Source organism: Vibrio sp. 1F255, from assembly GCF_041439145.1.
GTDB classification, from domain to species: domain Bacteria; phylum Pseudomonadota; class Gammaproteobacteria; order Enterobacterales; family Vibrionaceae; genus Vibrio; species Vibrio crassostreae_C.
The window spans coordinates 86,809-100,958 of sequence record NZ_JBGONQ010000010.1 but is presented as its reverse complement, the minus strand read 5'-3'; the positions used below and the strand labels follow the sequence as shown (position 1 = coordinate 100,958).

General features: G+C 44.2%; 10 protein-coding genes and 1 pseudogene. 6 read left to right on the top strand and 5 right to left on the bottom strand.

Annotation, left to right across the window (positions count from 1 at the left end; all coding sequences use genetic code 11):
- Nucleotides 1–30: 30 nt before the first annotated feature.
- The gene (locus ACED41_RS08320) at nt 31–1,347 is read right to left on the bottom strand and encodes an aspartate aminotransferase family protein (RefSeq protein ID WP_371724789.1); all 1,317 of its coding nucleotides are present in this window, start codon (nt 1,345–1,347) and stop codon (nt 31–33) included.
- Between the two features lie 362 nt (nt 1,348–1,709).
- Between ACED41_RS08320 and ACED41_RS08315 the strand changes: the two genes are divergently transcribed.
- Both ACED41_RS08315 and ACED41_RS08310 read left to right on the top strand, forming a co-directional pair.
- Complete coding sequence (locus ACED41_RS08315; protein ID WP_371724788.1) at nt 1,710–2,405, top strand: sulfite exporter TauE/SafE family protein; 696 nt, start codon at nt 1,710–1,712, stop codon at nt 2,403–2,405.
- A 12-nt stretch (nt 2,406–2,417) separates the two neighbouring features.
- Complete coding sequence (locus ACED41_RS08310) at nt 2,418–3,170, top strand: SDR family NAD(P)-dependent oxidoreductase (RefSeq protein WP_017061222.1); 753 nt, start codon at nt 2,418–2,420, stop codon at nt 3,168–3,170.
- A gap of 151 nt (nt 3,171–3,321) precedes the next feature.
- Here ACED41_RS08310 and ACED41_RS08305 read toward each other — a convergent pair whose 3' ends face one another.
- Entirely contained in the window at nt 3,322–5,754 is a 2,433-nt protein-coding gene (locus tag ACED41_RS08305) for a response regulator (protein ID WP_371724773.1), read from the bottom strand.
- Between the two features lie 88 nt (nt 5,755–5,842).
- Here ACED41_RS08305 and ACED41_RS08300 point away from each other — a divergent pair, with 88 nt between their 5' ends.
- Nucleotides 5,843–6,601 (top strand): ABC transporter substrate-binding protein, encoded by a 759-nt coding sequence (locus ACED41_RS08300; protein WP_017061220.1) that lies wholly within the window; start codon nt 5,843–5,845, stop codon nt 6,599–6,601.
- 174 nt (nt 6,602–6,775) lie between these two features.
- Here the strand turns inward: ACED41_RS08300 and ACED41_RS08295 are convergent, their stop codons facing one another.
- Both ACED41_RS08295 and ACED41_RS08290 read right to left on the bottom strand, forming a co-directional pair.
- On the bottom strand, nt 6,776–7,336 hold the full coding sequence (locus tag ACED41_RS08295) for an NADAR family protein (protein WP_032547138.1): 561 nt from the start codon (nt 7,334–7,336) through the stop codon (nt 6,776–6,778).
- Between the two features lie 189 nt (nt 7,337–7,525).
- Nucleotides 7,526–7,720: a hypothetical protein gene (locus ACED41_RS08290; protein WP_017061218.1), complete on the bottom strand. Its 195-nt coding sequence runs from the start codon at nt 7,718–7,720 to the stop codon at nt 7,526–7,528.
- 218 nt (nt 7,721–7,938) lie between these two features.
- Here ACED41_RS08290 and ACED41_RS08285 point away from each other — a divergent pair.
- Both ACED41_RS08285 and ACED41_RS08280 read left to right on the top strand, forming a co-directional pair.
- Nucleotides 7,939–8,793: pseudogene (locus ACED41_RS08285) on the top strand (ABC transporter ATP-binding protein); the annotation flags it as partial.
- The gene (locus tag ACED41_RS08280; RefSeq protein ID WP_371724772.1) at nt 8,790–9,308 is read left to right on the top strand and encodes a transcriptional regulator; all 519 of its coding nucleotides are present in this window, start codon (nt 8,790–8,792) and stop codon (nt 9,306–9,308) included. The pseudogene ACED41_RS08285 and the gene ACED41_RS08280, both read left to right, overlap by 4 nt.
- 380 nt (nt 9,309–9,688) lie before the next feature.
- On the opposite strand, the gene ACED41_RS08275 is transcribed toward ACED41_RS08280, so the two are convergent.
- Nucleotides 9,689–11,668 carry a replication initiator protein RctB domain-containing protein gene (locus ACED41_RS08275; RefSeq protein WP_017065140.1) on the bottom strand — a complete coding sequence of 660 codons (1,980 nt, stop codon included), beginning with the start codon at nt 11,666–11,668 and terminating at the stop codon, nt 9,689–9,691.
- 1,259 nt (nt 11,669–12,927) lie between these two features.
- Here ACED41_RS08275 and ACED41_RS08270 point away from each other — a divergent pair.
- A complete protein-coding gene (locus ACED41_RS08270) occupies nt 12,928–14,145 on the top strand; it encodes a ParA family protein (RefSeq protein ID WP_081229176.1) in 1,218 nt (405 codons plus the stop codon).
- Nucleotides 14,146–14,150 lie beyond the last annotated feature (5 nt).

Here is a 14,150-nt window from a genome sequence, read left to right as displayed (position 1 = left end):
GTGTTTCTGTGTTAGCTATCTTTTGAAGAATTAAGAAGCGAGCTCAAGCAAAACTTCATCAATGATCTTCACGCCTTTCTTAATTTCACTTGGTTGAATAACCAGAGGTGGAGCGACGTGAATACGGTTATTCACAATGAAGGTTAACAAACCTCTCTTGGTTAGTTCCGCTTTCAATTGACCCATTTTATCATTGCTCAATGGAGACTTGCTTTCACGATCTTCCACCAGCTCAACCGCCCAAAACATCCCTTTACCACGCACATCACCAATCATAGGGTGCAACTCTTGAAGGCTCAGTAGAAGCGGCCCTAAAACGCTGTTACCGACGTTATCAGCGTGTGTGACAATGCCCTCTTGCTCCATCACATCGAGCGTTGCAACGATAGAAGCCATCGCCAAAGGGTGACCTGAGTACGTTAAGCCGCCCATAAAGAAGTTTGACTTAAAGTACTCAACGATCGGTTCGCTGACCACCACGCCACCAGCCGGCACATAACCCGAGTTCACCCCTTTCGCAAAAGTAATCAGATCTGGCACTACATTAAAGTGCTCAAACGCAAACCACTTGCCCGTGCGGCCAAAGCCGACCATCACCTCATCAAAGATCAGCTGAATACCATGTTTGGTTGCCAGCTCACGCACGCCGATAAGGTAATCTTTGGGCGGAATGAGAAAACCAGCCGTTCCCGGAATGGTCTCTAGAATAATCGCTGCAATCGCTGTTGGCCCTTCGCATTCAATCACTCGCTCTAAATGCTGCAGGGCACGCTCACTCTCTTCTGCCTCAGTCGCCGCATTGAACTCGCTTCGATAGAGAAATGGATTGAAGAAGTGAACGTGCCCACGGCTATACTCGTTTGGAATTCGACGAAAGTCCCCCGTCGCAGCAATCGCAGTACCTGTATTGCCATGGTAAGAACGGTAAGCAGATAGCACCTTGTCGCGCCCTGTGAATTGTCGCGCCATGCGAATCGCGTTTTCGTTGGCGTCTGCGCCTGCATTGGTAAAGAACACCTTCTTAAACGAGCTTGGCGCTTTCGACAAGATGCGCTTGGCCGCCAAACCGCGAGTGAGGTTGGCGGTCGCAGGGGCAACGGTTACCAATGAGTCCGCTTGATCTTTAATCGCTTTGATCACTTGTGGATGCTGATGACCAATGTTGGTGTTAACCAGTTGGCTACTAAAATCAAGGTACTCTTTACCTTCGTAGTCCCACATTTTGCATCCTTGCCCACCCGCAATGGCGATAGGCTCCGCTGCTTCTTGAATCGACCAAGAATGAAATACGCTCTTGTCGAGGTCGATAATATCTTGGTTCACAAGCTGTTCTGTTGATACTTCCATTTCATCGTCTCCATTAACAACACTAGATTCACAGCCGCTCGTGCTTGGCTCGTCTTCGAGAATGAAAGACACAAAACACGACATTGAAAAGGCTGCGCTATCGGATGGAATAATCTTCATCCCAAACAGGGCGGAGGTCATAGTGTCAGTTTCAACAAAACATTGGGCCAGTACATCAGCCCAAGTCTCATCCCCGATCCAACAAACAGCCTGACCCAATCCAATCGTCGATCTGGCTCTATTCAAAACTCTTAGGTGTGAATAGATTGAAAGGCAGACGAGACAGGTCTCATCGAACTCTAATTAACGCAGCAGCAATATCAAAAGCAAAGAGGTGAGCAAGAGTGGAATTAGGATTAGCGATGACATTGATTCTGTTTGCAGGAGTAGTTCGAGGCTATTCAGGATTTGGGTTTGCGATTATCGTAGCGCTTTCCCTCAGCTTTATTGTTCCACCATTGCAAGCGGTAACTATCGCTATCTTGTTGGACTTTTTAAGTGCCTTTCCTCTGCTCAAGCGAAGTAAAACCACCATCAATATCCGGCTTATTGCGCCGCTGTGTATTGGCATGTTGGTTGCGGTGCCTTTCTCGCTGTATTTCATTAGCACGATATCGGAATCAGGCTTGAAGGCCTTTATCGCGATGATGTCTTTGGTCGCTAGCACGCTGATTATTTTGGACTTACGCCTCACTTGGTTGCACCAACGACACGCGTTTTGGGCGGGAGCCATTTCGGGGTTTAGCATGACCACCGCTTCTTCAGGAGGTCCGCCATTAGTGACGTATTTGATGAACCTGACCATTAAAACCAGTGAACAGAGAGCCACCGCGATTGTGTTTTTTCTGCTGAGTTCAGCGATTTCACTGACCGGCTTCATATGGATTGGCGCATTTAACCAAGAATCGTTCATCACAGGTTTATGGCTATTACCGGCAGCTTTGATTGGCAATGTACTGGGGCAAAAACTGTATCTATCAGTACCGAACTTGTCTGCAAAAACAACGACCGCGCCGATTTTGATCGGCATGGCACTACTTATGTTAATTTCAAATTAGAAGGATGTATTTATGGATAAGATAGCGTTCATTACAGGGGCAACCTCTGGTTTCGGCAAAGCGGCAGCAAAACGTTTCGCAGAAGATAACTGGTCGTTAGTGCTGTCTGGTCGTCGAATCGAAAGGCTACTCGACCTAAAGGAAGAATTAACGGTGCCTGTGCATGTAATTCAACTCGACGTTCGAGACGCAGACGCCGTAAAACAAGCCATTGATTCATTACCCGCTGAATTTTCATCGATTACCGCATTGGTCAATAATGCTGGGTTAGCTTTGGCACCAGAAGGCGCGCCTGATGTGGACTTGAAAGACTGGCACACTATGATCGATACCAATGTCACAGGCTTGGTTAATGTTACTCATGCGCTGTTGCCTACGTTAATTAAAAAAGGCGCAGGAAGCTCAATCATCAATGTTGGGTCAATCGCCGGACAGTGGCCTTACCCAGGAAGCCATGTGTATGGTGCCAGCAAAGCGTTCGTAAAGCAGTTCAGTTACAACCTACGTTGTGACTTACAAGGCACAGGGGTACGAGTGACTGACCTCTCCCCTGGTATTGCAGAAACGGAATTTACTCTTGTAAGAACTAAAGGTAACCAGACGGCTTCAGACAACCTTTACCAAGGCACTACACCGTTGTCAGCAGAGGATATTGCCGAGCAGATGTTTTATATCGCAACCTTGCCAGATCACATCAACATTAACCGAGTCGAAGTGATGCCGACACGTCAAGCATGGTCTGCGTTCGCAATCGATAGAGATTAAGTTCAAACCGACACATACAAAAAAGGTGGTCTTTTCAGGCCACCTTTATCATTTCTTTCACACGATACTTCAAATATAACCAACGGCATAAAAGACTATGTCTAATTCGCCTCATTACTCTTTTAATGAAAGTAAGATTAGAGATACTCAACTAAACAATTTGCTGCTCATGTTCTTTGTTTGATTCCGTCTCTTTCGACAAGAAACTCGCTACGATCTCTCTCAGTTTGCCTTGGTTAACCGGTTTAGGTAAAAACTCATCCATGCCTACATCGAAGCACAAATGCTTGTCTCGCTGCACGACGTTGGCCGTCAGCGCAATGATTGGAATATGCTTTGCAGCCCCTTCTTCGAGCGCTCGGATCTGCTTGGTCGCTTCGAAGCCATCGAGAACCGGCATCTGACAATCCATAAAAATCATCTCGTATTCGTTGGCTTTGAATTTCTCGACACCAATTTCACCGTTGTCGGCAATATCAACCTCAAAGCCAAGCTTCTTGAGCATCATCTTGGCGACTTGTTGGTTTACTCGCGAGTCTTCAACAACTAAAACTGTACCACTAAATTCTCCGGCAACTGCGACAGGTTTTGACTCTGCTTGAATTGGAGCTTGTTTATCGGCTGGTGTGGCGTTTACAGAGACAATGGGAGCATCTTTAACAACCGCTGCAGGTTTACTTAACGGCACAGGTTCATTGTCTTTAAACGCAACCTCTCCTCTGTTCGGATAGGTAAAGACTGAAGTATCAGCCGCTCTCGCGAGTACCTCACTGATGGTCCATTTAAGCTGATTATCTTGGTAAGGACGCGCAATGTAGGCAACAAAACCGACTTGTTTAGCACGAGCTTCATCTTGCTTTCTAGGGTCAGCAGAGATCATCACTAACTTGGGACACTCGCTACCAAAGCGTTCAACTAAGCTTCTCGCCAGTTGAAAGCCATCAACGGACGGCATTACTTTGTCTATCAGAACGAGATCATAAGGTGATGACTTAGCCACAGACTCTGAAACCAACTCTAACGCTTGGTTTGCCGTTTCACAGCACTCAGACTTAACGCCAAAGGATTGAAGCTGTGTAGACGTTATGCACATGTTCAGCTGGCTATCATCCACAAGCAGAACCGAAACCTTATTGAAATCGATATTGCTTTCATCGGCTTCTAAACACGGGTCAAAGTCAGCCGTAAAAAAGAATGTACTGCCCTTACCTTCAACACTGGTGAGTTCAAGCTTGCTGCCCATCAATGTCACGATCTTCTCGCATATTGTTAGACCAAGCCCTGTGCCTCCGTAAATACGTGTGGTACTGCCGTCGGCTTGTTGAAACTTATCGAATACCGATTTCTGTTTGTCTTCTGCAATACCGATACCGCTGTCGACAACCTCGAATTTCACTCGGAGTTTTTGCTCAGGCTCAACCACCTCTTCCAAACGAAGTGAGAGCGTGACGTGGCCATGCTTGGTAAATTTAATCGCGTTGCCTACTAAGTTATTTAGGACTTGTCTTAGTTGTGTACCGTCGCCAATCACCATGGTTGGGATCTTAGGGTCGATCGCTAATTGGAATCGAAGCCCTTTCTGTTCGGCTTTCACTCGAAAGGTTGATTCAACGTCGGCCGCAATGCCCATCATTTTCATCGGCTCTTGCTGAAGCTCTAGTCGCCCCGCTTCGATCTTCGAGTAATCGAGAATGTCGTTGATTAAGTCGAGCAACGTAAGCGAAGAGGTGTTGAGCATGTTGATGTACTCTTTTTGCTCTTTCGGCATATCCATTTCAGAGAGCAAAGACGACAACCCGATAATCCCATTCATTGGTGTACGGATTTCGTGACTCATATTGGCAAGAAATTCACTTTTATTGCGGTTGGCCACCTCAGCAACATCTTTAGCTTTTTCCAGCTCTTGATATTGTTGACGAATACGTTCTACCGATCGGTTATAGCTACTCTCTAGAGTCGATATCTCATCTTTGTAAGTAGAGTGAGTTGGCGTTATAAAGCGCGGTTTGTTGTCTTCGACCTGTTGTTGGTTGATTTGGGAAGACATAGTCATCAAACGTTTTACGACAAGACGATAGACGATGGTTAAACATACGAGAGACAACAAGAAGATTTTAACGGCTTCGAAGGCGAGCAGCAATAACACTCGTTCTTCAAAGTCATCTAGGATCATGCTCAAGTCTGATTGCACCGTGAGCGTCGCCAACGGGAAGTCTGTGCCGCCCATCTGGTGCACCATTTCCCAAGACTGAGAATAAGATTGGCCTTCGGTCTTTTGACCTAACTCTAGAATTTTTTCATCGGGACTTTCGATAAGAAGGTAACTGACCGAAGGGAGGCGAGAGATGCCTTCGGCTTGCACAAACAATTGCTCTCGATCTTCAACCCACAAACTTGCCGTTAAACCAGAAAGGTAGCCAGCCTTGACCTGCTCGATCTGAGAGCTGATAAAAGAAACTCGACTTTGGTACTCTACATACAACCCGAGACCTGTCACTATAACTGTGAATAAGGTACTGATCGCTATTATCATCCCGATCAACTGTCGGGAGAGTCCAACGTAGCGTTTTCCTTTTGTCACCATACACAAATTACCATTATTGTTATCCTAGCAAACTACAATTACTCAACTAGTATAATAGTAGTCATTCATCAAATAACTAGGGAAGGTTATGAAAAAACATCTTATCGTTGCATCCATAGTCAGTTTGTTTTCAAGCAGTTATGCTTCTGCAAACGAACCTCTTCACTACTACATTATTGCGAGCCAAGCGCAACCTTTTCAAATCGAAACTGACGGGTCATCTCACAGAGGAATTGTTTCAGATATTGTGGAAGCCGTGTTTGATGACAGCCAATATGAGATCAACTACCACACCTACCCTTTTAATCGAATGATCGACAAGCTCGATGCGAGAGAGAATCCAAACTGGGTTACCTATGGCAGCCCTAGTTGGGGGAATATTCAATCTGCGAACCTATCTGAAGACCCGATTTACAATGTAAAACACGTATTACTCAGCAGCGGTAAAAAGCCATTTGAGTTCAATACAATCGATGATCTCGATGGGAAAGCCGTAGTATTGCTGAAAGGATTTGAGTATCCGAACTTGGAACCTTATATCCAACAGGGCAAGCTCAACGAGATTCGAGTAAAAGATTACACTGCTGCGTTTCGTGTCCTGAACCGAGCACCTGGCGACACCGTGTTTGTGGAAATGGAATCACGAATCAAATACAACCTAAACGAACAAAAACTGAGTATTGATGATTACCAGATGCAAGAGTTTGGTTCTGTCATCAATAACTACCCTATCCATTTGGCGTTTGACCCTGAGATGGATCCTAAACTGCAAAGCTTCATCAACCAACGCCTAGACCAAATGAAAGACGATGGACAGCTTGACGACATCGTACAGAGTTACTTATAGCACCAGCGTAACTTAGAACTTAGCAACGGATAGCTTAGTCACGTACGTTAACTCTCGTTGATGCCTGACTCTCTAAAACCGAAAAGGCCGCCCTGCTTCATACTAGATAGCAGGGCGGCCTTTTAAATGCGTCTAAGGGGTAATCATAAGCATGCCGCTATCTGAATCGACGAATCAGTGCGAAGCAATCAAATGCAGTTGCTGAGTGCGAAGCTGGTGACGCACTGCCATCAGAATCTTACCCAAATGGTTCTCGCCGGTTCCATCGCCGCCATCGCCCCAGAAGTGGTCTTTGTGCGAATGTTCTTTGATCACCGAATCTCCGGTATTGGTAAGAAACAGCGCAAACTGTGGATTCTGTCTGAACTTCTCGGTGACGATGAACTGCATCACTTCAACACGAATGTCATACCAATCTTCGCGAACTTGGTCTTCGTAGTCACGACTTAAAGAGAACGCTTCAGCAGGTGTACTGGCTTCCAAAATGGTATTACGTAGCGCTTCGGAGGCAAACTTCATCGCTTGATAATAATGTTCGCTGGTTGCCCAAACTTGATCACCTACCTTGATAGGACAAGCGGCAAAATTTGACAGGTATCCGTTCGGATCTTCGGGTTCGTAAAACAGCACTTCTTTAACTTGAGCCACAGAATTAGACATAGCCTTCTCCTTACCAACGACATCGCATATTTTTGCTTTAACTTTAAAATTAGTGGCGTTGAATATGACTGTCAAACAACTTAGTTCAAGAGTATGCCATGTGCGTGTTTTTCATCTGAAAAGCGTAATATCACAAGGGATAGGCTAAACGGAACAGTGAGCCAAAGAATCAAGGAGTTGATTAAATCTGGATAGGGAACATGAAAAAACACTTATAAATCAAAGGGTGGCGTTGTGCCACCCTTCTAAATGCAATGGGGATTATTAGTGAATAAGACCTAGCTCCCTCGCTTCTTCCAGACTCAAACCGCTTTCTCTAATTTCTCTTAGAGTCTCGATACGACGACGAGCTTCAGCAGACTTCATTTTCTTTTCTGGTTTGAAAGATACTTCTTCTTCAGCATCCCACTTGTTTGCAATATTTGTCATTTCATCATGGTTGATAGAATTAATGGACATGTTTTCCTCCGAAAAGCACCATGTAATGGACAGGTAATCTGTAGCAAATGCTTTTTCGCTTGTTAAGAAATTCTGTACTGAAGTGTGATGATTCCGACGCTTCACAAAGCTAATTAATAAATGCCTCATTTAAACTTTGCCAAAGCCATTTTCTGCAATTATATTTAAAAGATTCCCCATAAGAAATGTGGTTTGATCCAACTCTCATTTTCCCCTCTTTCAATGCAATCAAATCCGTTAGCTTTCACATAGGCTAAGGCGAGATTTTCGGCTTAGCCGGAGAATCTGGCTGCGGGAAAAGCACCTGCGCACGATTGATGACCAAGGTTTACCCTGCGACAGAGGGAGAGATACTGTTCAAAGGCAGAGACATCTCTACTCTGAAAAGCCGTAAAGATATCTTGGATTATCGCAGCCGTGTGCAAATGGTTTTTCAAGACCCCTTTGGTTCACTCAATCCCACTCACACTATTGATCACCATTTAACGCGCCCACTTAAGATCCATAAACAGGTAGCCACTAAACAGGCTCTCACAGAGCGCCTCAAAGAGTTATTAACGCTGGTGGAGTTACCCATCGAAACGCTAGCCAAATACCCGCACGAGCTCAGTGGGGGCCAAAGACAGAGGGTTAACCTAGCCAGAGCACTGGCCGTTGGCGCTGAGGTTATTCTTGCTGACGAACCCACCTCGATGTTGGACGTTTCGATTCGACTTGGCGTGTTGAACTTGATGCAAAAAATGAAGAAAGAGTTAGGCATAGGCTTTTTGTACATAACCCACGACCTTGCCACGGCACATTACATCGCTGAAGAGACGGCGGTGATGTACAAAGGGCAGATCGTCGAGTGGGGATCAACCCAGTCGATCTTGACCAATCCACAACACCCGTACACTAAGTTGTTGATCTCTGCGGTACCAGATCCCGATCTGCCATTTGGCGAACTCGTCAAAAATGAGCCAAACTATTCAATAGACGCTGATCGTATTCGAGAGCAGAGCAGTGAAATACAGCATGAAATCAAACAAGTTTCTGATAATCACTTTGTAAAACAGTGGGATAACGTTGCATGAATGAACTAGACACTTGGTTAGAGCGGATCGGAGATTGGTACAAAGACCGAAAGCATGATCAAGTGGACCGGTTAGAACCTTTGATCTTAACGCCTCCAGATGCGCTCTGGGGGCCATTGATCACGGATGAGCAGAGCAAAGGCATCGCATGTTGGCTAGACGGATGCCTGAGAATCTTTACTTTCTATCGCCACCTCGCGGATTCATCGAATCCGGACTTGGCTTCGCAGGAGGCCAACAGCTCAAGCCATCAAGATAAAGCCTACCAATACCTAATGTTTGCCTACAGTAAGCTGCAAGCGGTGTCATGTGACCCAAAATCAGAAGCAGGATTGCAAGAGTGGTGTACACAGCGGCTACAACACTTGTGTGTATTGGCTTTGGAGTTTACGAACCAACAGCAAGAACCACGTTGGAAAGCAGAGTCTGAAAAATTGATCGAGTCGCATGTACGCTTTATGGCAACCCATCTCCGAAACGATGATCAAGGAATTATTCAACGCCATCTCCACTGATCAAGCCCTTCTCGATCAAGCATCAAATCAGAATCTCACCAGAGCTAGATCCGTAGAAAGCATGATCGAGCCTTGATCATGCTTCGGCGTTTAACTCTGTAAGCTATTGAATTTTAATGATTGACTGAATTTTAGGCAAAAAAAAGCGAGTCCCTTGGGAACTCGCAAAAATCTATTCAGTATGATGTAACAAAATATGAGCCAATCTATTAATCACAAGAAAGGACAAAGGTTGTCTATTCGGGATAAATAATAATCAACTAGATGCGCTACTTTGTCATCACTTTGTCAGCGTTAGGTGCGATTTTAATCAGCACCTAATGTGTTCAAAACTATCCATTCAGCGACGGTAAAACAGGCTTATCGCGATAGGATAATGACTAGTGGCCAATCGCCATTTCATCGAGCGCAAGGAACACGTTTTCGTCTAAATGACCTTCATGAACTTGTTTACACACTTTACGACGCACCGCTAAACCAGAGATCAAACGTTCAATGGACAAATGTCGATTGCTGGTGCTATCTCGGTCGTTATATAGCTCAATCAAGCGACTCAGTGTTTCGTATGGGATAACGTCCTCCCCTACTCTCAACCAATCAAGCTTCTCAATGAGCTCTGAGCACTCTTCTTTGATTGAGGCATGTGAGTGCCCTGTCATAGCAGATAAAGCCGTTATGCTGCGTTCTAGAGCCTCTGCAGAGGTATATTTAGAGAGAGTAATCATGATCTCGTCAGCGTTGATCTCAACAGAGTGTTTACGCTGCTTAACTCGACGTCCCAATTTGCCTCTTGGCGACGGTGCTTTACGCTGAATGGGTTCAAACTCACCGTCGATAATCTCAGACAGCTCTTCCAGTTTCTGCTTAGACACCATTTCGTTACGAAGTGGGTTCGGCAGCGTTGGTGCCATATTACGCTTACCTGCGTTAGTGGTACGCGCTCTTGAGTAACGTAATACTTCTTCCACATTACATTTGATATCTACCTGATAATCGGTCGTTTTCCCTTTTTCGATCAACGCGGTGATCGTCAAGTGATAACCCCATAGATTAACCAGGAAGGTATCTTCTTGATCCCCGGCTTCACCCAATTTTCTGAGCTCGCGGATCAGATCCATCGAGAAACGACGCCAATCGATGTTACGCGCCAATTTCTGGTTGAGCTCACTGAGCAACATGCTATCTGAATGGCGACGTGCCATGCGGCTTCTAAAGTACGAATACACTTGGAAAACCAAGGTATGTTGCTTCAGGATTTCTGGCGGAAATAGGAAGAAATAGTCACGCGTCAGCAGCTCTTCGTAGAACGAAGGTTCCCAAACCAGGATGTATAGGTTCGGTTTAATGCGAATTTCGCCGTCAGAGCCTTCTGTAGGCGCTTCTTCCGATGCGGTAATGGTTCTAGCTAAGAATCGGAAACGATCACTCTTAAAGCCTTCTGGCATGTTCTCACTAAGCCAACGACCTGTAAGCTCGTGCAGTTGGAAATCCGTGAATTCGATACGATCAATACTGTCGCGGATAGAATCACGTGCAGGGCCGCTGTCTTTCTTGCCACGTAAAGACAAAATATCAGTGATGTAGAGTGGTGTTTTGTTTGGCGTGTGTTTCGCGTCTAGATGGTAATCATCTTGGTGATGATCATGATATTGAACGGTGAGAGTGAATAACGCGAATAGCGTCATCAGATCGTCAACGGTCATGATATTTTTAGAAGATCGTGTTTCGATCACAGCGCGAGTGCCAGAGATCGAAACCATGGATTTCTGGTAGCTCTTACGAGTTCTAGGTGGCGCTAACGCTTGATCAATAATCCCCGCCCAATTGGTTGGCGAAACAATGAATTGATCCGCTTCATCTTTCATCGTTGGTGGGGTATTCAACCCATGTTCATTCAGTAAGCGCTTGTTTACTTTGGTTTGAGCTAGGGCTTTAGAGCGCTTTTGCTTTTCATTTTGCTTCACGCTTTCTGTCACTAAGCTGGTGGCACCCAGCACCGATATCAATTGGTTTGGGTTCACAAAGCGATGCAACATGGTTTTACCAGCAAGGCCTTCTTCAAAGCGAACGGGGATTTGTTTGAACAATCCGATATTAACTGCAGCTCTCAGCCTTTGCTGTAAGGCTGCGCGAGTGACTTGACCATCGGTTGATTCAATAATCTCAGTGGTGGAAACGTACCCGTCTTTACTGCTAAACCCACGAAGTGAAATTAGGTTAAGAAGCTCAACTATGCTTTTGGTGACACCTTTGAAGTGTTGATATTGTTCTATCCATTCAACGGCTGTTTCAGATACCTCAAATAAATGACCATCTTTGTGGCTTCGTGCCTTAATTAACAATTTCTCTTCTGGTTTCATTTTTGATCCGTATCACACTAACCGTAATTTCACTATAGTTCCTGAATGATAAAGAAAGAATGATCATAAATAAAGAGAATTTATTGGCTTTTAAATAACTGATCTTTTTGATTAATATGATCTTAAATGATTAAGTGATCTAATGATCTGGACGTAACCTTGCTTATAAGTGGCTGAATTTAAAGCATTAAAATAAATCGCCTTGGAAAGCATGATCATAAAGGTTCCGAAACTATGATCATTATACTTAAGAAAGCATGATCACAGAACATCAGAACAATGATCATTAAGTCATTGTAAGCATGATCATTATTGGTTCGAAAGCATGATCATTATACTTATACAGCTTATCCACAGATCGGAATTCAACATCGGTTTCTAAGTCGCTTTTGAGTTGTCTAAGTGGACACTTGTGGTGGCCAATCTATCGGAACAATGATCAAGAGAGCATACTTTTTTATCGTTCCTACCCTATTGAGTGCAAAATTTAGTCTGTATCCGCTGGAAATGGATTGCTTTGATGTATTTAGAGCGGGTGGGTCTTAACTAGGAAGCATGATCATGAAATTGTCATGTTTGTGTATTCTTGGTCTGTGTCGATTGAATTTTCAATCATTGAGCCCTTATAGGCGTTGAATCCCCATTCCAAAAGCATTTGTCCGTAACTTAGTTCATAAATTACATGCTTCCGGAACTATATTTACTTGATCATTTTTCCGGAGGTTGATCATTTCAATGTGCAGTTGCTCGGATCAATATTGCTCAGTTTACGCCTTGATCATGCTTCATAATTTGGCGTTATCAATTATCTTACACTGGATGTGCTCCATGATCATTCTTCCGGTTAGGTTCCAATCCTCTGTTTTTTTTGACACCCCATCTTCTCTTCTGTTTTGAATTTTTTGGTCATTGAGTGTTTTTTAATTTTTATTGGATTGAAAATCTATAAATTCGAATGCAAATCACACCAACCGTAATCTACGGTTGTATTTCAATCGTTCCGAAGGTTTTTCGCTGAAATTCCATTTACATTGTAAATAAGTGATGCTGTAACATTTTAAATGTAGGTTAGAAATAACATAGGTTATGCATGATAAAAACGGTCATTTTTGTGTTTGTCTAAGGCGATGTTTCATCAAATTGTAAAAACGCGGTCTATTTTATGTGATTTTACTCATAAATGTATGTTCATGTTTTTGTTGTGTTTGTTGTTAATCGCTGTACAATTTGTACTTAGTTAATCATTACGGAAACTGGCAATGAAAAGAGAACAAACGATTGATAAGCTCTATCAGCTAGCCGAACAAACTCAACAAGTTCAGGCTGACCGAATTGAGATTATTTTGGAAGAGCGAAGTGATGAACATTTCCCTCCAATGTCTAAAGCTATGATGGAGACTCGTTCTGGTTTAACGCGTCGTAAACTCGATGAAGCGATCACTAAACTTGAAGCTGATGGCCATCAGTTTACAAAGAACAACGCCAATCATTACTCGATTTCATTGACAGAAGCTCACATGTTGATGGACGCGGCAGAAGTGCCAAAGTTCCATGAACGTAAACAGCACGCTGACAATAAGCCATGGATTATCAACGTACAAAACCAGAAGGGTGGTACGGGTAAATCAATGACAGCGGTTCACTTAGCCGCTTGTTTGTCTCTGAATTTAGATAAGCGCTACCGTATCTGTTTGATTGACTTGGATCCACAGGGCTCTTTGCGTCTGTTCCTAAATCCACAAATTAGTGGGGCAGAGCACGACAGCATCTATTCTGCTGTCGATATCATGTTGGACAACGTGCCTGAAGACCAAGACGTCGATCTAGAGTTTCTTCGTAAGAACGTACTATTGCCAACTCAGTATCCAAATCTGAAGACAATTTCTGCTTTCCCAGAAGATGCGATGTTTAACGCTGAAGCGTGGCAAAGCCTTTCACAAGATCAGTCACTTGATATTGTTCGTCTGTTAAAAGAGAAGCTTATCGACAAAATCGCCGATGATTTCGATGTGATTATGATTGATACCGGCCCGCACGTTGACCCTCTAGTATGGAATGCAATGTACGCGTCGAACGCACTTCTGATTCCATGTGCAGCTAAGCGTTTGGATTGGGCTTCAACGGTTAACTTCTTCCAGCACTTACCAACGGTTTACGAAATGTTCCCGGATGATTGGAAAGGGCTCGAATTTGTTCGTCTAATGCCAACCATGTTTGAAGACGACAACAAGAAACAAGTGTCAGTTCTGACCGAAATGAACTACCTGTTGAATGACCAAGTAATGATGGCAACCATTCCAAGAAGCCGTGCTTTTGAAACCTGTGCTGACACTTACAGCACGGTTTTCGATCTAACGGTGAGCGACTTTGAGGGCGGTAAGAAAACTCTAGCTGTTGCTCAAGACGCAGTACAAAAAAGTGCTCTAGAATTAGAGCGCGTATTACATAGCAACTGGCCTTCACTTAATCAGGGATAACAACA

Bases quoted from the DNA above. Each gene is read 5' to 3' on its own strand.
- ACED41_RS08320 (WP_371724789.1), bottom strand. From the start codon at position 1,347: ATGGAAGTATCAACAGAACAGCTTGTGAACCAAGATATTATCGACCTC.
- ACED41_RS08280 (WP_371724772.1), top strand. From the start codon at position 8,790: ATGAATGAACTAGACACTTGGTTAGAGCGGATCGGAGATTGGTACAAA.
- ACED41_RS08305 (WP_371724773.1), bottom strand. From the start codon at position 5,754: ATGGTGACAAAAGGAAAACGCTACGTTGGACTCTCCCGACAGTTGATC.
- ACED41_RS08270 (WP_081229176.1), top strand. From the start codon at position 12,928: ATGAAAAGAGAACAAACGATTGATAAGCTCTATCAGCTAGCCGAACAA.
- ACED41_RS08315 (WP_371724788.1), top strand. From the start codon at position 1,710: ATGACATTGATTCTGTTTGCAGGAGTAGTTCGAGGCTATTCAGGATTT.
- ACED41_RS08300 (WP_017061220.1), top strand. From the start codon at position 5,843: ATGAAAAAACATCTTATCGTTGCATCCATAGTCAGTTTGTTTTCAAGC.
- ACED41_RS08310 (WP_017061222.1), top strand. From the start codon at position 2,418: ATGGATAAGATAGCGTTCATTACAGGGGCAACCTCTGGTTTCGGCAAA.
- ACED41_RS08275 (WP_017065140.1), bottom strand. From the start codon at position 11,668: ATGAAACCAGAAGAGAAATTGTTAATTAAGGCACGAAGCCACAAAGAT.
- ACED41_RS08290 (WP_017061218.1), bottom strand. From the start codon at position 7,720: ATGTCCATTAATTCTATCAACCATGATGAAATGACAAATATTGCAAAC.